17 protein-coding genes are annotated in these 19,660 nt (G+C 37.1%); 6 read left to right on the top strand and 11 right to left on the bottom strand.

Translation table 11 applies throughout. The annotated features are described in order from the left end of the window. Window positions 1-11 precede the first annotated feature (11 nt). From CPS_RS06315 to CPS_RS06305, 3 genes are all read right to left on the bottom strand, one after another. Window positions 12-1,118 (bottom strand): MipA/OmpV family protein, encoded by a 1,107-nt coding sequence (locus CPS_RS06315; RefSeq protein WP_011042260.1) that lies wholly within the window; start codon window positions 1,116-1,118, stop codon window positions 12-14. A gap of 422 nt (window positions 1,119-1,540) precedes the next feature. Beyond that, on the bottom strand, window positions 1,541-1,723 hold the full coding sequence (locus tag CPS_RS06310; protein WP_011042259.1) for a DUF3545 family protein: 183 nt from the start codon (window positions 1,721-1,723) through the stop codon (window positions 1,541-1,543). Window positions 1,724-1,855: 132 nt separating this feature from the next. After that, the gene (locus CPS_RS06305; RefSeq protein ID WP_011042257.1) at window positions 1,856-2,311 is read right to left on the bottom strand and encodes a DUF1456 family protein; all 456 of its coding nucleotides are present in this window, start codon (window positions 2,309-2,311) and stop codon (window positions 1,856-1,858) included. A 519-nt stretch (window positions 2,312-2,830) separates the two neighbouring features. On the opposite strand from CPS_RS06305, the gene CPS_RS06300 reads away from it, so the two are divergent. Further along, window positions 2,831-3,667, top strand: a complete 837-nt coding sequence (locus CPS_RS06300) for a mechanosensitive ion channel family protein (RefSeq protein ID WP_011042256.1) — start codon at window positions 2,831-2,833, stop codon at window positions 3,665-3,667. 109 nt (window positions 3,668-3,776) lie between these two features. Here the strand turns inward: CPS_RS06300 and CPS_RS06295 are convergent, their stop codons facing one another. Further along, a complete protein-coding gene (locus tag CPS_RS06295; RefSeq protein WP_011042255.1) occupies window positions 3,777-4,982 on the bottom strand; it encodes a DEAD/DEAH box helicase in 1,206 nt (401 codons plus the stop codon). A 487-nt stretch (window positions 4,983-5,469) separates the two neighbouring features. Here CPS_RS06295 and CPS_RS06290 point away from each other — a divergent pair, with 487 nt between their 5' ends. Next, complete coding sequence (locus CPS_RS06290) at window positions 5,470-5,811, top strand: GIY-YIG nuclease family protein (protein ID WP_041736745.1); 342 nt, start codon at window positions 5,470-5,472, stop codon at window positions 5,809-5,811. A gap of 337 nt (window positions 5,812-6,148) precedes the next feature. Here CPS_RS06290 and CPS_RS06285 read toward each other — a convergent pair whose 3' ends face one another. Next, a complete protein-coding gene (locus CPS_RS06285) occupies window positions 6,149-6,511 on the bottom strand; it encodes a DUF2750 domain-containing protein (RefSeq protein ID WP_011042252.1) in 363 nt (120 codons plus the stop codon). Between the two features lie 543 nt (window positions 6,512-7,054). On the opposite strand from CPS_RS06285, the gene CPS_RS06280 reads away from it, so the two are divergent. Beyond that, entirely contained in the window at window positions 7,055-8,254 is a 1,200-nt protein-coding gene (locus CPS_RS06280; RefSeq protein WP_011042251.1) for a serine hydrolase domain-containing protein, read from the top strand. A 109-nt stretch (window positions 8,255-8,363) separates the two neighbouring features. Here the strand turns inward: CPS_RS06280 and CPS_RS06275 are convergent, their stop codons facing one another. The 3 genes from CPS_RS06275 to CPS_RS06265 all read right to left on the bottom strand — a co-directional run bounded on the left by CPS_RS06275 (window position 8,364) and on the right by CPS_RS06265 (window position 10,684). Beyond that, complete coding sequence (locus CPS_RS06275; RefSeq protein ID WP_011042250.1) at window positions 8,364-8,993, bottom strand: DsbA family protein; 630 nt, start codon at window positions 8,991-8,993, stop codon at window positions 8,364-8,366. A 204-nt stretch (window positions 8,994-9,197) separates the two neighbouring features. Next, window positions 9,198-9,863 carry an MlaC/ttg2D family ABC transporter substrate-binding protein gene (locus tag CPS_RS06270; protein WP_011042248.1) on the bottom strand — a complete coding sequence of 222 codons (666 nt, stop codon included), beginning with the start codon at window positions 9,861-9,863 and terminating at the stop codon, window positions 9,198-9,200. A 236-nt stretch (window positions 9,864-10,099) separates the two neighbouring features. Then, window positions 10,100-10,684, bottom strand: a complete 585-nt coding sequence (locus tag CPS_RS06265) for a TetR/AcrR family transcriptional regulator (protein ID WP_011042247.1) — start codon at window positions 10,682-10,684, stop codon at window positions 10,100-10,102. Window positions 10,685-11,282: 598 nt separating this feature from the next. Here CPS_RS06265 and CPS_RS06260 point away from each other — a divergent pair. Then, window positions 11,283-12,527, top strand: a complete 1,245-nt coding sequence (locus tag CPS_RS06260) for an IS110-like element ISCps4 family transposase (protein WP_011042246.1) — start codon at window positions 11,283-11,285, stop codon at window positions 12,525-12,527. A gap of 258 nt (window positions 12,528-12,785) precedes the next feature. On the opposite strand, the gene CPS_RS06255 is transcribed toward CPS_RS06260, so the two are convergent. After that, a complete protein-coding gene (locus CPS_RS06255) occupies window positions 12,786-14,951 on the bottom strand; it encodes a PKD domain-containing protein (RefSeq protein ID WP_011042245.1) in 2,166 nt (721 codons plus the stop codon). Window positions 14,952-15,750: 799 nt separating this feature from the next. Here CPS_RS06255 and CPS_RS06250 point away from each other — a divergent pair. After that, window positions 15,751-16,236: a universal stress protein gene (locus tag CPS_RS06250; protein ID WP_011042244.1), complete on the top strand. Its 486-nt coding sequence runs from the start codon at window positions 15,751-15,753 to the stop codon at window positions 16,234-16,236. Window positions 16,237-16,252: 16 nt separating this feature from the next. Here CPS_RS06250 and CPS_RS06245 read toward each other — a convergent pair whose 3' ends face one another. Together CPS_RS06245 and CPS_RS06240 are read right to left on the bottom strand one after the other, a co-directional pair. Then, window positions 16,253-16,900 (bottom strand): response regulator transcription factor, encoded by a 648-nt coding sequence (locus tag CPS_RS06245; RefSeq protein ID WP_011042243.1) that lies wholly within the window; start codon window positions 16,898-16,900, stop codon window positions 16,253-16,255. Then, window positions 16,897-18,342: a cache domain-containing protein gene (locus CPS_RS06240; RefSeq protein WP_238383594.1), complete on the bottom strand. Its 1,446-nt coding sequence runs from the start codon at window positions 18,340-18,342 to the stop codon at window positions 16,897-16,899. The genes CPS_RS06245 and CPS_RS06240 overlap by 4 nt, the downstream gene beginning before the upstream one ends. Before the next feature lie 184 nt (window positions 18,343-18,526). Here CPS_RS06240 and CPS_RS06235 point away from each other — a divergent pair, with 184 nt between their 5' ends. Next, window positions 18,527-19,603 carry a TRAP transporter substrate-binding protein gene (locus CPS_RS06235; RefSeq protein WP_011042241.1) on the top strand — a complete coding sequence of 359 codons (1,077 nt, stop codon included), beginning with the start codon at window positions 18,527-18,529 and terminating at the stop codon, window positions 19,601-19,603. Window positions 19,604-19,660: the final 57 nt, after the last annotated feature.

Genomic DNA, 19,660 nt, shown 5'->3' with positions numbered 1-19,660 from the left:
ATGATGCTCCCCTAAAAAACGAAAGTGAGTAGAATACCGCCTCTGACACCGTCTTCAACGGTATCTTGGCGAGTAGAAATACTACGATCTGACAGTGCGTTATAACCAACGTAGCTACCGATAACCCAATCGGTTGTTAGCGGATATTCAATGCCAACTTCTGCCGAATAACTGATACCCGCTTTCGTTGATAAGTCATCTTCAACCCAGGTTTTTACGCCATATGGGGTTACTTCTTTTGAACGGTATTGCAACCCTAAGTTAGTGTACAAATTCCAGTTTCTAACCTGCCAGTCATAGCTGTATGAAATAGAAGCCTCGATACCGTCACTGCCTTCACCATTGCGACTAACGGGTGAGTATATCAATTGCAATTGACTGTTTTCATAAAAGCCTGTCATTCTCAGACCTGCACGTTCATCTTCATTACGCGTTTGAATGCCTTCTAAACCTTCAATGCCTCGCGTACTGTATTGATAAAATAAATCAAAAGAATAATCATCACTATTATAGAAGTTTACTCCCCAAGCTGGCATAGAGTACATACCTTGAATTCGTCTAGTACTTATTCCGGGTGATTCCATAAATAGTCCGAGTAACTGTACTCGGTAACTTATCGCTACATCAAACTCTGATTCAGTATCTTCATTCGCAGAAAAAGCATAATCATCACCAAAGCTGCTTATAGCACTGACATCAACATAAAACCCATCACGACGATTATAGATTAGACGATGAACTTTCTCACACTTATCATCACCTTCATCACAGTTTCTAGACTCATGGTTTTCACATTCGCCGAAACAAACAGAGAAGTCTTCATCCTCTGTTGAGTCAGTTGTTGACTCTTTCTGTGCATTCACGGCTTTAGTTGGATTTTCATTATCGACAATAATCTTTGCTGCCGTAGTCTCGGAAGTTTTATTGTTTTGACCCGCATTAGTTGTTTGTTCATTCTTGTCACTGCTAACCACAACAGTATTTTTATTACTTACTTGCTGTGAAGTGGCTTCAGTAGTTTTCTCTTCAAGATTAGGATTTGCGCTAGCAGTAAAAGAAGTCAAAGTGATACTGGAGGCAATTAGGCTAATGACGGCTATTTTTGTTATATTTTTCATATATTCCCTATGAACGTCTGTTTTTGTTAACCGTAATATTAACTAAGCTTTGCAAAAATAGACGTAACACAAATTAAGCTGATGTATCAATTTGTATCATGTTTTAACGCAATAATAACATTGCTTTACATTATGAGGAATCAAGATAATACCAATAGAATGAATCGAGGTTGCAGAATGACATAAAAATAAAGGATCAAAGAAAATGACGAGGCTAGATGCTTATGCTATTTGAGTTAAATGGTATTGATATAGTGGAAAGTAGCGCGGTCTTGTCTAGCAACTAGGAGGAAATCGATTACAGGGAGGATACATTCTAAAAAGAATATTTCAGTCTTCGGGGACTTTTGATCTAACCTACAATAAGGTTAGATCAACATATTAACCCGCTAAAGTAGCGACAATTGATATAACGGCAAGCGCTAATATGAATATTGCTCAAAGGCGGCAATATCTCGTCTTAAACGGCGTTGCTCTTTTATTGCTTCAATTTCACGCCATTTACGTTTTCGATCACTGCCTTTAGCTTTGCCCTTTTTATCAGGTCTTGTTAGTTCATCTTCATCGTCGAAAACATCTGCTTCATGCCAATATTCATTATTCATATTACTCTCCTATCACTAACGTTAAATGGCAATTTAAGGGAGTTAGGTGAAAGTAATATGAAACAAAGATGACATTTTGATGAAAGCGCGACTTAATTAGTGACTGTGACCAATCAAACTAATTCAATCACTTTACTTAGACTTGATTTTTAAGCCTTTCAAAAATGCAGACAATACTTCATCAGAACAATCTTTATAGTGCTTATTATTTACATTTCTGAAAAAAGCGCTTAGCTCATACTTACCTAAACTTAAATCGGCTAATTCAAGCGTAGCAATAACTTCTTCAGCTTTTAAAGACAAGGCTATTTTCACTTTATTAAAGATCATGTTATTGGTTAATTCTTCTTCAACCGGACGCTCTGGTCCATCACTAGGACCTCTTTTAGCTATGATAAGACCATTTAGAAAACTGGCAAATTGCACGTCTTCTAATGGTTGATAAGCAGTATCATCTTTTTCTTTAAAGAAGTTTGTTAGCTGTTCAGCACTAATCTCACACTGACTTAACGCAAAAGTTGTAAGAATAGTTTCATCGGTTAAATCAAAGATATTGCTGATGCGGCGAAGGAGGTCGTTATTAATCATTTAAGAGCCTAAAAGTTGTTTACTTGAGCAGTGAATAAATCATTGCTTGAGAAATATTTCTAAATATTGGCATAGTATAACTGACTATAATACCAATCGTACTAATTTATTGATCACTTAGCGAGAATTAAAAGGCTTAGAGGCAAGGCAGTGATTGCAGAGAATGGTTGCTCCCTTGTCAAAATCAATGACGCTGAATGTAAGCCTTATAAACTCGCCCTTTGGGAGCTCATTAGCAAACTGATAACATCACAAAACAAATGAAATATAGAGTAACTATAGTTAACTCATTTTGCTTGTTTTAAGCTCGCTAATGTAGCTCTAAGTTGCCCAATAAGTTAATACGACTGGTATACATTAGCGTGTTTTGCTTACAAAAATGAAACTTGCCCTTACTACACGTTTAGCTGAGTAGCTAACTTTTTAATATTGATGAAAATTTGTCAAAAGCACAAATTGTAATTATTATTAGTCAGGTAAATGTAACTAATTATAATCATTGCCAATAAAGGAAATTCAATGAACGCAATAGACGCCCCCATGACACAACTTGAAACTCTCACTATGAAGGCCTACGAACTTGGCCTAATTTACGCCCCTCGATTAGTTTTATCGATTCTTACGTTATTGATCGGTTTATGGATAATCAGTGGCATTACTAAGTTAGTAAAAGCTTCAATGGTTCGTTCAAAGGTAGATCCAACCTTAATCCCTTTTATGGGGAGCTTGGTTTCTTGGTTACTTAAATTACTACTATTTATCTCTGTTGCTTCAATGATAGGTGTTGCTACGACTTCATTTATTGCGGTATTAGGTGCGGCTGGCCTAGCCATTGGTTTAGCGCTGCAAGGTAGTTTAGCTAACTTTGCTGGTGGCGTACTTATTATGGTATTTAAACCTTATAAAGTAGGTGATTTGATTGAATCTCAAGGTCATTTAGGTGTTGTTAAAGAAGTACAAATCTTCAATACCATTTTACTTTCGCCACAGTCAAAACGCATTATTATCCCAAATGGTGCAACGTCTAATGGCTCTGTCATTAACTATACGGTTGAAGGTAAAATTCGTGTTGATCTTACTATCGGCGTTTCTTACCTTGCAGATATCGATCAAACTAAAGCCGTATTAATGGATGTTCTACTTAATAATGACAAAGTAATGAAAACACCAGCTCCGTTTGTTGGCGTATCTGAAATGGCTGATAGTTCAGTAAACTTTGCCGTTCGTCCACATTGTTTACCTGAGCATTACTGGGCTGTTTACTTTGAAGTGAATGAAGCAATCAAGAAAACGCTTGATAAGAATGGTATTGCTATTCCGTTCCCTCAACGCGATGTACATTTAATTCAAGCATAATTGCTAGTAATTAATCATTATGTAATCGTTTTTAGTAAACGCTCTGTCGTAAAGTAAAAAACCGTTAATGGCTCGCCATTAACGGTTTTTTTATCTCAGCTCTAATAGATTATTTTTTAGAGGCTGCGTATTTCGTGACATAGTTTAATTTCGAGAGCGGTACCGTCTTTTTCACTGGAAACTCTTCAAACTCTTTTCGTTCAATAATATGGCCCAAGCGACTTTCAATAGCACAAAGCTCTCTGAAGTTATCCTTAGACACTAAAGAAATAGCTTCACCTGATGCTCCCGCTCGACCTGTTCGGCCAATACGGTGAATATAGTCATCTACTTGCGCAGGTAAGTCATAATTAATAACGCGCGAAAGCTCTCCAATATCTAGACCACGTGCCGCAATAGCGGTAGCGACTAAAAATTTTATTTTTCCTGATTTAAAGTCGTTAAGTATTTTTTCACGAATATCTTGCGCTCTACCACTGTGAATACTTTCAGCGACAATACCGCGTTTTTCTAACTGGCTTACTAATTTTGCCGCGCCATGCTTAGTTTCAATGAAAATAAGCGCCTGTTGCCAATTTTGAGTAGTAATTATATGGCTTAATAATGCGGACTTATTTGCTTTATCAACCGTAACCAACCACTGCTCTATTTTAGGTTTAGAGGCTTTATCTGCACCGATAGAAATTTCGACAGGTTTATGAATCGTTCTCTTCGCTAAACCACGAACTTCTTCAGACATAGTGGCAGAAAACAGTAAATTTTGACGGTGCTCAGGTAAACGTTCAATGATTTTATTAATGTCATCGATAAAACCCATATCAAGCATTCTATCGGCTTCATCAAGTACCAACATATCAAGCTCATCAAAATGTAAAACCCTTTGATGTGTCATGTCGAGCAAACGTCCAGGAGTTGCTACTAGAATATCTACTCCCCAAATCAATCGCTGCTTTTGTTCCTGTGCATCAACGCCGCCATACATGGCCATAGAGCTAATATCTAAATATTTAGCATACTGACTAATACTCGCTTCAACTTGGACAGCAAGCTCACGGGTAGGTACAAGAATAAGGGCACGAATACGTTTAGCACGTAGTTTTTTACCTGTTTCTTTGTACTGACTATTAAGCTGCTCTAATAATGGCAAAACAAAACTGGCTGTTTTACCTGTACCAGTTTGCGCTGCGGCAATAATATCTTTGCCCGCTAAAACAACAGGTATTGCTTTTTGTTGAATAGCTGTTGGCTTGGTATAGCCTAGATCAGCAATGGCGTTGAGTATTGGGGTAGATAATTTAAGTGTTGAGAAGGACATAATGTGTATTAGCCATATTAATAATCACACTGCGATGACAATTTGCCTTAGTTTAATATATTGCGGGCAAAATACAGATGATAGGAACGATAATGCGCGGAGTATAGCAGTTATCTATACCCATTCCACTTGAAGATGCATGATTCAGCTGGAATTAGAAACGCCTTTAGGCAAGGCATTGATTGAAGAGAATAGTTATTCTATTGTCGAAATCAATAACGCAGCATAAAGCGTTTCTAAACCAGCCCCTTGGGGAAGAAGACTGAGCGAGCATCTTCAAGTGGAGCGGGTATATAGTGCGTAGAAGCAAGAAGCTACTTGCTTGTGATAAAGCATTAAATACCAAAAAATCATTCTAGAGTATACTTAGAACAAGCGCTATCAGCCGTTAAGACAAATGCATAATTATAGCTATGTATTAAAGATAGGTTATAATAATAGGAGTAAATGTCGAGCTCTGCTCAAGATAATTGGATCTATCTACCCTATGAAAAACACAGAAAATACAACCGATACAACAACAGAAAAAGACATAGCATTAGGCAATGTTTATGTGATGACACATTCTTTTTTTTCCGATGTAGTGAAAATAGGCTGTACCACTGAAGATCCACAAGAATATGCTAAATCACTATCAGCAAAGACTATTGGTGAATACAGCGTTGCTTTTTCATTACAGTGCAACAACCCTTGTAAAGTAAAAAAACAAATAAAGAAATACTTAGACGCGCAAGAATACGTTAATGAGTTTTACCAAGTATCACCTGACGTTGCCAAAAAACTATTAAAAAGAGAGACTTTGGTCATTCCAAGCCTTAGTAGCTTTTAGTTAACCTGAACTCTGGATAAGCAGCACTTGCTCAACATTCCTCTTCATCCAATTCTCAGCGTTAAAACGTCGATAAATAGCCAGCTATTCATAAACGTTTTGCCTTGATAATTGAATAAAATGAAACATTGATAAAGCTTATAACTACGTTAATTTTATTACTTTTTATACGTAACAATCTAAATTGTTGATTTTATTTAAACATCAAGCACTCATTATCCAGAGTTCAGGTTAGTTAATAAAAAAGCATTGCTCTGGATGAACAATGCTTTTAAATGATTATCCTACCGAAAGCACTTAACGATATCAGCTCAGAGAAAAATAGATTAACTAATACTTATTTTAACCATTCTATTGCTGCAAGTGACTGAGTAAATTCACTCAATTCTATTTCTAAACACTCATCATCACCTTGCCAGTTAATACCAACAATAACGCCATCTTCATTAAGGTCTTCAACCCAAAACTCAAACCAATCGGCTAGTGAAATTTCACAAGGAACATATTCACTCCACTCTTCAATACAATGCTGTTGTGCTAATTGTGAGCTTGACCAAAGCGGCATGACTTCGCTGTTTTCAAAGCTAGGTGAGTCAAGTACAACCCAATCTTCGCTTGCTTTATCTTGTAGTGCCCAAATAACTTGGGTAGGTTTAGTTTCTGCCAAAAACGTTTTCAATATATTGTTGCTATCGCTCATAAGATCATAACTTCTCTTTAATTAGATGAGCGGATTATATCGGAGTTACCATCAGAGATCATGTTATACCCAAGCTACTTGAAAATACATGTTTCAGAGCTCGGGTAGGGAACGAATACAAGGCATAATTTTTCATTAATGGTTATTCCCTAATGATGAATAATAACGCTGCAGTCATTTTCTACCCGAACTCCCTTCGGGCAAGGCGATAAGCGACCAACTGTGTCCTTATAAAGTGAGGATGGGTGATAACCACACCATACATTTTAAGCCTAGCATTTGGCACGCTTCTCGTCTTGCTGAAATCGAGAATTTCCAAGTGGTTTGGGTATTTTCCCAAACCATTCAAAATGCCTGTTAGGTGCTAACTGGCTGCATGCCTATAGCAGCGCTGAAATAGAGGTACAGCGACGATGAATTATTGCTAACGCCCGTTTAATGGCAACACAGATTTACAGAGCAAACATCACTTAAAAAATTAAAGGCTTTTTATTTTCTCCCTTGACCTATAAACTTGTCGGCTTTTCGATCTGAGATCCGTTTATGCTATTTAGAATTAATTGCCTTATATTGGCGCTATTTTTAACGCCCTATTCCTCAGCAAACAACGTTAGCCAGTTTAAAAAAAGTTTCTCTACCGAAGTTAAAAAACAACTTAAAGCCTATAACATTCCCGGTGGCGCTTATGCCATAGTGCAAAATGATACTATTATTGCCATGGAAACCATTGGTCATACTGATAAAGCTAAATCTCATCAAGTTGATTACAACACTGTATTTCGTTTAGCCTCAGTTTCTAAAACATTCGCCGCCACAGTAACGACCATGTTAGCGCAAGAAAAACGATTAAACTTATCTGACCCTATAACCAAATATGTACCAAACTTTACCCTAGCCACAGACGGTGCAGCACAAAAGATTCAACTCAAACACTTATTAAGTCACTCTAGTGGTTTGATGCCTAACGCCTACGATAATCTGCTGCATGAAAACTGGACTATGGATAAAATCATTGGTCGTTTTGATCGCATCACCCCTATTTGCCAACCTGAAAAGTGCTATGGTTACCAAAATATAGCCTATGGTCTTTTACAACCGGCGATAGAAGCGAGCCAGAGCAAAAGCTATGCAGCGCTATTACAAGATCGCGTATTCACACCACTCAATATGACAAATGCTTCTTTAGGTATTGATGTATATAAAGAAAAAGAAAATACCGCTAAGCCTCATATTCTAAGAAAACGAGTTAAAACAGGAAAAAAAGATTCTCAAGGTCGAGATATTAGAAAATATGTATGGCGTACTGTAAAAGTAGCACCAGATTATTATAAAGTTGCGCCAGCAGCCGGTGTTAATGCCAGTATAAGTGACTTAGCCAAGTGGTTAATTGCTAATTTAGGGCATAAACCCGAGGTATTATCTCCGTCATTATTAGCCGAATTAACAACCCCAAGAATTAGAACGAAAAAAGACCTACGTCGACGGTTTTGGCGTGGTCACTTAACCGATGCCCATTATGGTTATGGCTGGAGAATTTATCAATTTGAAGGTCACCCCATCATTTACCATTCAGGCTGGGTTGCAGGGTTTCGTGCTGATATAGGTTATTCGCCCGATTTAGATATCGGCTTTGCCATAGTCATTAACGCTGAGTCTAATGCTATCAATAAAATATCCAGTCAGTTTTGGATACAAGCAAGTACCCTATTTGATAAAAAGTTAGCTAAACAAGTTAAAAGCTAATATTCACCATTGGTATGATTGTTTAAGTTTAAAAAAGTGATGTATTACATCACTTTTTTATTTCCACGCTCCCTTAGAATCCAAACAAGTCAAAAACTAGTAAGGAAGACTAACTCGTCTTTTTTATTATATAAGCCAAGGTTGTCTTGTAGTCACTGTAATCCAGTGGTATTTGTTGGATAACGCCATCAACGTCAAGCACTAAGGATGGAAAACCCTGCTGAGTTAATTCTCTTGCCAAAGTTACTTGTTTTGCTAACTCTTTGTTTGTTTCTGACGAGTTAATATCAACAATAAATTGCGCTACATCTAAAGTAGGTGATGTCTGCTCGCTTAACTCTTTCGCCACACTAACTAACACATCCACATCAGATGGATTTAAAGCACGTAAGTAATATGCCTGCTGAATTGCATCTATCATAGCTTTTTGGCAAGACTGTTTGTGTGCTGCAATCGCAGCTCTACAGGCGTTATACGTTGAGCGCCTTGCCGTATTTTCACGCCAAAAATCATAATTAAACTTTGTACCTAATTTTTGCTCTATGGTACGCCAATGATTTTGAATCATCTGCTGTTGATCAATTGGCATTGCGCTGTCTGAATCAGGAGCCAAACCACCTGCAACATATTCCACATCTATCGACTTAGGCAAGTGTTGTTGTAAAAGGTCCCAAACAGGACGATAGCCCCAACACCAGCTGCACATTGGATCGTAAATATAATATAACTTGGTGCTCATATATAGCCTCTCTCTGGTGAAACAAAGTACAAAGAAGTGATTATTTAAATAATATTACACTTAATAAATAAATGTTGGACAGTTTAGCCATAGGTATAAAGTATCTAGCTCTTTATATTAGCTCAATAGCTAATGCCTCATTAATCACTCATGGTAGCTTTGAAACATTAGTCTTTACTGATAACTCAACTGCTCAAGGTAAAGTTATTTAGCTAAAGAAGCTAATTCTAACGTAACGTGATCTATACCCTGCCTAGCAATTTTCTTATTCAATTCAGCCTGTTTAGTACTTAATAAAGAGATGCCCTCTACCGTGATATCAAACGCCTTCCATTCTCCTGTTTTTTTGTTTTTTCGCATTTGAAAAACAATATCAATGGTTGGTGCGCCTTGATCAATAATTTGTGTTTTAACACCAATTATTCTTTTACCTTTAGTTGGTTTTTCAGGTTCAAAAATAACTTGTTGGTTTTTATACTTAGATAAAGCAACAGAGTAAGTTCTTACCAAGTAATGACGCATCGCTTTTACAAATTCAGCACGTTGTTCTTTCGATACCTTTTTCAAATGTTTACCTAAAATACGATATGAAGCGTAACGGTAATCTATCGATGGCATTAATTCTTCTTCTACAATATCGCGCATTAAATGAGGAAACTTTTCAATCGCTTGCTGATTAGCTGAAATACGCGAAAACAAGTTGGTGCCCGCTGTTTTCAATACCACATAAGGTGAGACATTATTTACAGGAGAAACAGAAGCAGTTACTGAACTTGCCGATGCGGTTGCACCAGATGAAGCTGCTAATGCTTCAGAAGTAGTAGAGAGTAATACAAAAGCCATGATGCTTGTTGTTATGAGTGTTCGCATGAGAAGGTGATCCTTAAATATAATATAAGTACTGGAAAATCGGCATTACATACCGACCAAGCGGTTTGTAACTAATAGCGAGATAATATCACCGACCGCTCGGTATGTTAAAGATATTTTAAAGAATAAAAAAGTTTACAAAAGTGTAAATAGGAATAAGCAAGTGAGATGAACATGACTAAGTATTATTAAGTTCAGGTGATTTTTTAAGGGAGAAAATACCTAGGTGAGATTATTTACTTTTTTAACGCCCTAATATAGATACATAATTCAGCGATAACTTGTTGAAATAATTCTTTATTACGTGAACTCTTACTTAAGCTGGTAGCGCCATTTAAGGTAGCAACAATAAAGTACCCTACTTGACTAAATGCTAGATTCTCACGTAAATCACCACTAATTCGCTCAAGAGCATCAACAATCAATTGATTCAATTGTTCTTGCATACATAAGATACGTAAACGAAAGCCCTCATCAACATTTGCCATTTCTTCACAAAGATTATTGAGCGGACAGCCACAAACAACTTCACTGCAAGACATTTCCTCAGTCATTGAAGTTAAAAAATCGCACAAGCCTTCAATAGGATCATCAACAGTCAGCGGTGCCTGCCATACGTTTAAAAACATCGGAGTGTAAACTTCTTCAAATACGGCGTAACCCAGCTCTATTTTACTAGTGAAGTGGTAGTACAACGCACCTTTTGATATTTCACAGCGATTGAGAATAACTGATAAGCTGGTTGCTTTAAAACCATGCTGATGAATTTCATCGGCGGCCACGGTTAAAATATTCTGGCGGGTTTGCTCTGCATCACTCATGGCTACTACTCAATTATTTTACTAAACGGTTTAATCACCTAAATAATAACCAACCGATCGGTATGTTGCAAGCATTGCTTAAAAACACTCCCCCATGATTATTAAGTAGTCCAATCGATAACTAGGTCTATCATCATGAAGTTAATGCGATTTTCGTGACTTAAATACGCTGAACGTCACGTTTTCATTTAATGTAGAAATAGTTATGCTTAATAATTTTACCAATGTCATTTTATTGATTCGTCGTATGAACTCTTTTTGAATAATCCATCAGATTAAGTAAAGTTCATTTACTAAATGATCACTTATGCCACTTTATAGTCTTTAACAACGGTGAATTTTGAACACGTTTTTTGGTCACTGTTGATACGTTATAGTCCTTTCAGTCTGAATAAAACTATAATTAGGGTGTTCAGACCATGTGCCTATTTCATACGAATATTGATACGATATCATTTCGATGGTTACCGCTTTACTTTCGATGTCTTAGGTACGCCTTAGCTTAAAAACGAATACTCAGGGCTTGCCCATAAACGCTATCTATATCGCTTTCGAAAAGCTTTGGCATACATGCTGACAATAACAATTGGAGGTAGTTATGACTAAGTTTTCAGTTTATATCGGTATTGATTGGGCAAATGATAAACACGATGTATGTGTTCAAGTGGCTAATTCAAGTGCACGAAAGTTTGAAGTAATTAAGCACTCACCTAAGTCGATCAATGAATGGATAACCAGCCTTCATAAGCAATACAAAGGACAAATAGCTGTTGCTATTGAACTATCCAAAGGGCCTATCGTTTACGCACTTCAAAAATTTGATTTTATCACTATTCACCCCGTTAACACTTCAATGTTAGCTCAATACCGTAAAGCTTTTTCACCCAGCGGTGCAAAAGACGACCCAACGGACGCAGAGCTTGCTTTAGATTTAATGCTGAGATATCCCAATAAAATTAAAGCATTAAAAATGGACAGTGAATCGGTTAGGAAGTTGACGTATCTAGTCGAACAGCGTCGTAAGTTAGTTGATGATAAAAGGCGGTTCAGCAACCGATTAATCATTACACTTAAAGAATATTACCCTCACTTACTTGATTGGTTTTCACACCGAGGATCGGGGATATTTTGTGATTTCATTACACGTTGGCCCAACCTACAAAAACTTAAAAGAGCTAGGGCTGATACCTTGAAAAAGTTTTTTGGCTCATACCCTGGACGTACTGCGGCATATAGCGTTAAGCGAATTCAATCTATTAGTGAAGCAGAGCCGCTCACTCTCGATAACGCAGTTATCGAGTCGCACCAACTGCTTGCAGTTGCATTAGCTAATCAACTGCTTGTTGCTGTGAAGGTTATTAAGGTCTTTGATAGAGAAATTAGTGAGTTGTTTAATGCTTTGCCGGATGCAGAACTTTATAAATCATTACCAGGTACTGGCCCGTGTTTAGCACCTAGGCTATTAGTGGCTATTGGGGAAAACCGTAGTCGATTCAATAGCGCATCGGAAATTCAAATGTATGCAGGGATAGCACCCGTAACAGTGCGTAGTGGTCAAAAGAGCTGGATTCATTGGCGATATCAGTGTTCTAAATTTACTCGCCAATCATTTATAGAATGGGCTACTAAAAGCATAAGGCAATCTTATTGGGCGGAAATTTATTATCAGCAGCAAAGGGAAAAAGGTAATACCCACCAGGCAGCTGTGCGTTCGCTAGCATTTAAGTGGATACGGATCATATATCGTTGTTGGAAAACTAAAGAGCCATACAATGAAGCCAAGTATTTAAAAGCATTGAGCGATAGGAATTCCCCATTACTTTTTAAAGAAAAAGCTTGTTAAAGGTCTCAGGGCGTAGAGCGGACGTTGCTCATGCTTATCTAAAGGTAACTGATTCAACAAATCGACAATTAACTTCGACATTTTAAAACCTTTGAGGACATCTAAAATACATCGGTATGCCGTTATTTTAACGTTTACATGTACCTTGTTTACTGTAATGGCGAATGTTCTATTTGAAAATTAACAGTATTGATTGAATCATCTGGTAATTTACTAGCACAAATAGATCTCTTCAATAATATGTATTAACCGAATTTACTACCAACTCACTCTTAAATCTAGCGCTTCCCCTATACTCGAAGAACAAGGCCCAATAACGGCATAGTCACCAATAATTCTCATATATTTAGCCTGACTGCTATTTGGCAGAGTTGATAAATCGAGTAAAGTATTAAGGCTATAAGGTTGTCCCTCTGCGACAAATTTATTTACGACAAGCTCATTAACCTCATCGCCATAAATTCCATTATCGTTGAGGTCAATCCAGACTTTCCATGTGGTCGATCGTTCTGTTACCTCGGTATCTCCTTGGATATTGATGATGGTATTGCTGGGATTTGTTAGCTCGATAGGCATTTGGGTATAGTCCCATGCTGTTGAATTATAATTAATGTCGTTGCCACCAATTGAAATCTGGCTGATGTGCTTATCGACGCCAACAGAGTTTATTGAGCAATACTGATCTGTTACCTGAATAAGCCGCTCAAAGGTATCCTGATCATCGGATTGATCAGTTACTGTCAACTTAATTGGGTAGCTTCCTGATTCTGCAAAGATATGCTCAGGGCTTGCTTCTGTTGAGGTTTGACCATCGCCAAAATCCCAAAGCCATTGAACGACTTGACTCGTTGTTCGGCTATCATCGATAAATTGAGTGTGTAATTTAATTTTCTCTGCAGTAAAATGGCTGAGTACCCCTTGGTCAAAAAGTTTTATTTTTACCATTTTAAAAGCCTCAATGACATCTTCTTCAGGTAAGCCAGCAACACCTGCTTGTTGTTTAATACATTCTGCAGCTTCAGTTAGTGTGGTCATCGCACTCCAACAGACCTTGGCTGAATTTAAATACACTTTATAGGTAGGTTCTATGCCCCATTGATTTGATAATAAATAAAACGGATAGGAGATCATGCCAATGCGTAAATAGAAATTATCACCAGCCTCTTCATAATCGAGAAAACTATCAATGGCACCATTTTCAGTTTTTATCTGATCGAGATGACGAGTTAAACCACCATTCTCTTGGCCGTGAATCCAGTTATTTGTATGCCCAGTAAACTCGTATTTTGCCATGACACCTGAGATATCGCCAAAGGCTTCGTGCAAGGTACGAGCATCAGTACTAATTTCATGATCGAATAGATTTAAATCGGACACTCTATTTAAAACACCATGGCCGACCTCGTGGGCAATGGAGTCAAGTGAAACCATAGAGTAAAATAACGGATACGCATCACCAAAGTTAGCATATGCACCATCCCAATAGGCACTTTGGCCATATTGTTCACCATAGTGAACACGGATTCTAATTTTTTCTTCCAGCGGCGGCTCGCCAAGGTATTTAACAAAGCTATCGTAAACGACTGTGCCGTAAAACATGGCGTCATTGAGCGTTGAATATGTCCATACCCCAATTTCATCAGAAATTATATCTTCGGAATGTGTCGGCTGCGTATCACATAAAAAGGAATAAGGAGGGAAAGCATTCTCATTAACGTCGTTAGGAAGCATGTTGCCGGTATTACTCTCCCAAGCCTCATCCTTAGTATTATTCATATTAGCAATGCTGACTAAACCATTATCAAAGATACATAGTCCACCTTGCTCTTCTGTGCGTTGAATTGAAATTTTTCTGCGATCTACGCCATACTCCCAAGTGTGAACTTCATTCCCCCCAGGCCCCGATAATTCAGCATTACCGATGAAATCATGAAAGGAAATAAGGGTACCTTTTGTGGCCTGCCCAATGGTGTTTACTGGCAAAAGCAATAGCGCATTGGTATTTGCAGGTATACTTGTATCTTCTGGAATATCAAGGTGGTAAACCGTTTTACTCGCAGTTTTTAACCATGCATCGCCCTGTTTATTTCCTTGCTCATCTACCCAATAAACCCACACAGACTCAACTTTAGCGGGGTCGCTATAAATAACTTCAGGGGCGGAAATTGTTACGATGCCAGAGAGTTTGCCAATAGCACTATCTTGATCACGAAAAAACGCATTTAATATTTGATTCGTTGGCACTTCAGTAACGGGGTTTAGAGGTTCTTCAATTGCTGGCGGTTTAATCGGAGTAGAATCAGAGCTACCGCCACCACACGAAACAAGAAATAAAGTCAAAAATATACAAATGAGTAGTTTAAATCGAATAAGGCTTAATTGGATGAGATTTGTCAGCAATAAAAGTGATTGAACAAAAGTCATGGGCTATCCATAGTCAAAGGGGAAGGTATATAAAAAGACGTTATAACTCAAACTAATATGAGTTAATTGCAGTTCTCTGCCATTAAGTTTTCATCTTCGAACAAATACGCTATTTCTTCAACCCATTTGGCTAAATTATAGGCTGCATTTTGTTACTAAATGTTTAGTCGAAAAAGAGCGATAACTGTTATTAGTTACAAAATACAACATATATTCTCAATTAATAACTCTATTATCAAATGTATACTTTTTTATAACGATTTGTAATAGTTGGTTATTATAGTTGTATAACAGCAAACTATTTACTTCTTACTTTTCACTAAAACAACCTGATAAGTTAAAGCGTGAACTTGTGATTCCCTCTTAATAGAACATAGAAATAATCAGACTGTTAAGTTAATACAGTGGCAGCTATTAATCTTTCCTACCCAACCAGAAATGTCGACTATTAGCGATCAGTTGACCTAAAGTACAGCCACTAGGGCATGTCAACAATGCGCACTTAACTGTCCTATGATTATAAGAATATATGTCAGATAGATACTAAAGAATTTTCCTAAAAAAATTAAGCTTTAGCGCCTTAGTGCGAAATTTAATGAACTAGAGTAAAAAGTCATATTCGTATTTTTCTTAGATGCTTTATTTCGCAATTAACCAACGACATTACTTAGTTTTAATAAACAATGATTTTCCTTAATCGTCATAATTATCAGGGGTTATGCTTGATTTACATCAAACAAAACTTTCAATTGTTTTGTATGCTTATTTAACTACTTCAAAATAGATAAAGGGAAATGTCATGACAGAAATCAATACAATATTATATGCAACTGATCTTGGTAAACATACAAGACCTGCCTTTCGTATGGCGGTAAGTCTTGCCAAAAGCAATAATGCAAAAATTCATTTTCTCTATGTAATAGAGCCATTGAATACTAATACCGCATCACTGGTTAACTCGTATCTACCTGAAGGGACTATAGAAGATATATACCAGCGCTCAATTGATGAATTGCATGAGAAAGTTAAGAATCGCATTGATAAGTTTTGCTTAGAAGAATTAGACGGTGAAGAATTTCCTGGTGGTAAACCTGTAGCAGATATTATTGAAGGTTCTCCTGCCGCGACCATTGTTAGTTTCGCAGAAGATAACAATGTTGATCTTATTGTAATGGGCAGTCACGCACATAGCGTATTAAATAATCTGTTTATCGGTTCAGTCGCAGATAAAGTAGTGAATAGAACAGCTACTCCGGTATTACTAGTACCACTCAAAAATGATTAGTATTCCGTTATAGTTTTTAATTTTTAATTATGCCGTGTTTAACGGCATAACTAATTAGTTTTGCTAAGGAGTGAATGCCTAACTTGGTTTTCATGTTTCTTCTATGTGCTTCTACCGTTCTAAAACTTATGTTGAGAATTTTAGCTATCTCTTTACTGGTTTTACCTTTAGCGAGATAGGATAAAACCACTTGTTCTCTAGTGGTCAATTTTTCACTTTCATTGGTATTAACCGGATTATCTATTAATAATTTGGCGATAGAGCTACTAAAATGAGTTTTACCATTCGCGACCGCTTTGATGGCGTAATAAATCTCTTCAGAAGTTGTATCCTTTAATAAATACCCCACCGCACCAGCCTGAATTGCACTTTTAACAAATTCGGGATTGCTGTGCATACTCAAAATCAATACTTTTGTCTCGGGTAGTTGTTCGGTGATAATCTCGGTGGCATCAATACCATTCATGGTAGGCATGCTGATATCCATTAGGATCACGTCAGGTTTCAATTCAATTGCTTTGTTAAGTGCATCACTACCATCATCCGTTGAGCCAACAATAATGATGTCATCGTAGAAAGATAAACACGCTTTCAAACCACCTTGCACCATAGGGTGATCGTCAACAATTTGTACCGATACTGGAAGTTCTTTTAAGTTACTCATTGGCCGAACTCAATATCACCGTTATTGTCATTGTTTTTTACTCTCGTTTGATTAAAGTAATTTTCAAAACTTGATTTGGGTATTTTTGCAGTAATTGTTGTGCCCTTTGATGATGAAACAACGCTAAATTCGCCCAAATGGTATTCAACGCGTTCAGCTAAGTTTCTCAGACCAATGCCACAATCATTTATTTCACTCACTGAATTAATATCGAACCCTTTACCATCGTCAGTTATGATTAATGTTAACCAGTTCTTATCAAAGCTTAAGCTAATTTCCACATGTTCTGCTTTTGCATGTTTTTCAATATTGATTAATGACTCTTGTACAATCCGATATAGCGTAGTGTTAATAAAATCGGGCAGTAAATTTCTTGCTCGAGGTTTAAAGACCTTAATACTTACGCCTATCCTGTCAGAAAAGTCAGCCGATAATGTATCAATAGCAGCAGATAAACCTAGCTCATCTAATATTTGTGGGTGCATATGATGAGAAATCCGGCGAATTTCATCAATAGCGATAACTAAATTATCCTCTGCATGCTGAAGAGGTTTTGGCACTTCTTGTACCGCTTTTGAAAGGTGCATTTTGGTTGCTTCTAATGAAAACTTTATTGACACTAAAATTTGAATTATTCCATCATGGAGTTCACGGGCTATATGCCTGTTTTCATCTTCTTGAACATTAACAATGCGTTGTCCTAGCTCAGTAATTTTTTCATCCGTTTGTTTTTTCTGACGTAAATTTACTGTCACGCCAAACAAGAAAATAACAAAGATAGAAGAAAGAGCGAGAATCAAAATAATATTCTTAGTTTTATTAATGTGCTCGTCTATTTCGAATTGTAATTGGCTTAATTGTAAATTGACATTATCAAGGTAAACACCGGTACCTATCATCCATTTCCATTTCTCCAAATAGACAGAGTAACCTATCTTTTCAGATATTTTTTTATTTGATGGTTTGGTCCAAGGATAATGATAAAAGTCACCGCCCGCTTTGGCGTTACTAATAAGAATTTGAATAATTTTATTACCTTTACCATCCTCCAACTCCCACCAGTTTTTCCCAATTCTAAAGGGCTGTTTTGGATGTGATATGGCATTACCTTTATCATCATAAACAAAGAAATAACCATCTTCACCATTGTATGTCATTTTATCTAATATGTTGGTTACCAGCTTTTTGGCGACATCATTATCCAGTTCTGACGTCTGATATAAATGATCAACAGCCAACACTGCCAACGCCGTATAATTTTTTAGCTCTTGCTTTTTTTGTTCAACGAGAAAGTGTTCTAGCGTATCTAAACTCTGACTGGATAATTCTCGGTATTCATTAGTAACCAAAACGTAGGTGATAAGTGCAGTTAACAATACTTGAATAACCGCTATAAAAAGCAGCTTGATGGGTAATATCATACGTTTATTAGTCTTTATCATCGTCATTTACCTATCATTTCAAGTTTTAGCCTTGATAGCTATAACCAGTTGTACCTAGGTATAACTACCTAGTCAAGTTAGGTATTCGTACGAATATTTTGTAATGCATAACCCTGTCATTCTTCTAACTATCAAAATAATTACAAACAAGTCTAATGACTTATTAATAGGATGGGGATGGAAAATGAAAACAATAATTTTAAAACTAGCATTAATTACCGCGATCAGTTTTTCTACGTTTGCTAACGCAGATGACGGGAAAAAATACCGCTGGAAACTAGCTGAAACATGGGGTCCTAATTTCCCAATATTTGGTGACGCTACTAAAAATATGGCTGCAATGGTTAAAAAAATGTCTAACGGTCGCTTGATTATTCAAATTGATTCATCGAATAAACATAAATCTGCATTAGGGATATTTGATTTTGTTAAACAAGGCCAATACCAAATGGGGCACTCTGCTTCGTACTATTGGAAAGGCAAAGACTTCAATACTATGTTTTTCACCACCATGCCTTTTGGTATGACAGCACCTGAACAGTACGCATGGTTCTACTATGGTGGCGGTATGGAACTAATGAAAGAGGTTTATGATAAATACGGAATTATGTCATTTCCTGGCGGTAACACGGGTAATCAAATGGGTGGTTGGTTCAGAAAAGAAATCAATACGGTTGAAGATTTGAAAGGTTTGAAAATGCGCATCCCAGGTTTTGCGGGTGAAGTATTAGCTAAATTAGGCGCTAAACCTACCAACATCCCTTCTGGTGAATTATATACAGCACTTGAACGCAATACCATTGATGCACTGGAGTGGGTTGGACCATCACTTGATTTACGTATGGGCTTTCACAAAATTGCACCTTTTTACTACACGGGTTGGCATGAGCCTGCCACTGAGTTGCAGTTTATGGTAAATGAAAAAGCGTTCAAATCGTTACCTGAAGACTTACAAAATATTTTGACCGTAGCGATGAAAGCAGCAGCATACGATATGTACGCTCAATCTATGCATGAAAGTGGCGTGAACTTAGCTAAATTACAAGATGATTACCCTAACGTTAAAATTCGTTCATTCCCTAAAGCTGTCATGAGTAAAATTCAAGCAGCCAATGCTCAGTTGTTAAGTGAGTTTGCCAATAAAGACCCACTAACTAAAAAGATTTTGCACTCGATTTACGATTATCAAGATCAAATCCGTCCTTGGACAAACTTTTCAGACCGCGCTTATTTAGACAACTTTGATTCAAACTCGAATTAATGATTTTAGGGGCATGGATAGCCCCTTACTTAGCTTCTAATAACGTATTTTTCACAT

It is taken from the genome of Colwellia psychrerythraea 34H, from assembly GCF_000012325.1.
Classification (GTDB): Bacteria; Pseudomonadota; Gammaproteobacteria; order Enterobacterales; family Alteromonadaceae; genus Colwellia; species Colwellia psychrerythraea_A.
The sequence above is the reverse complement of the archived record's forward strand: the minus strand, read 5'-3'. Positions and strand labels throughout refer to the sequence as shown.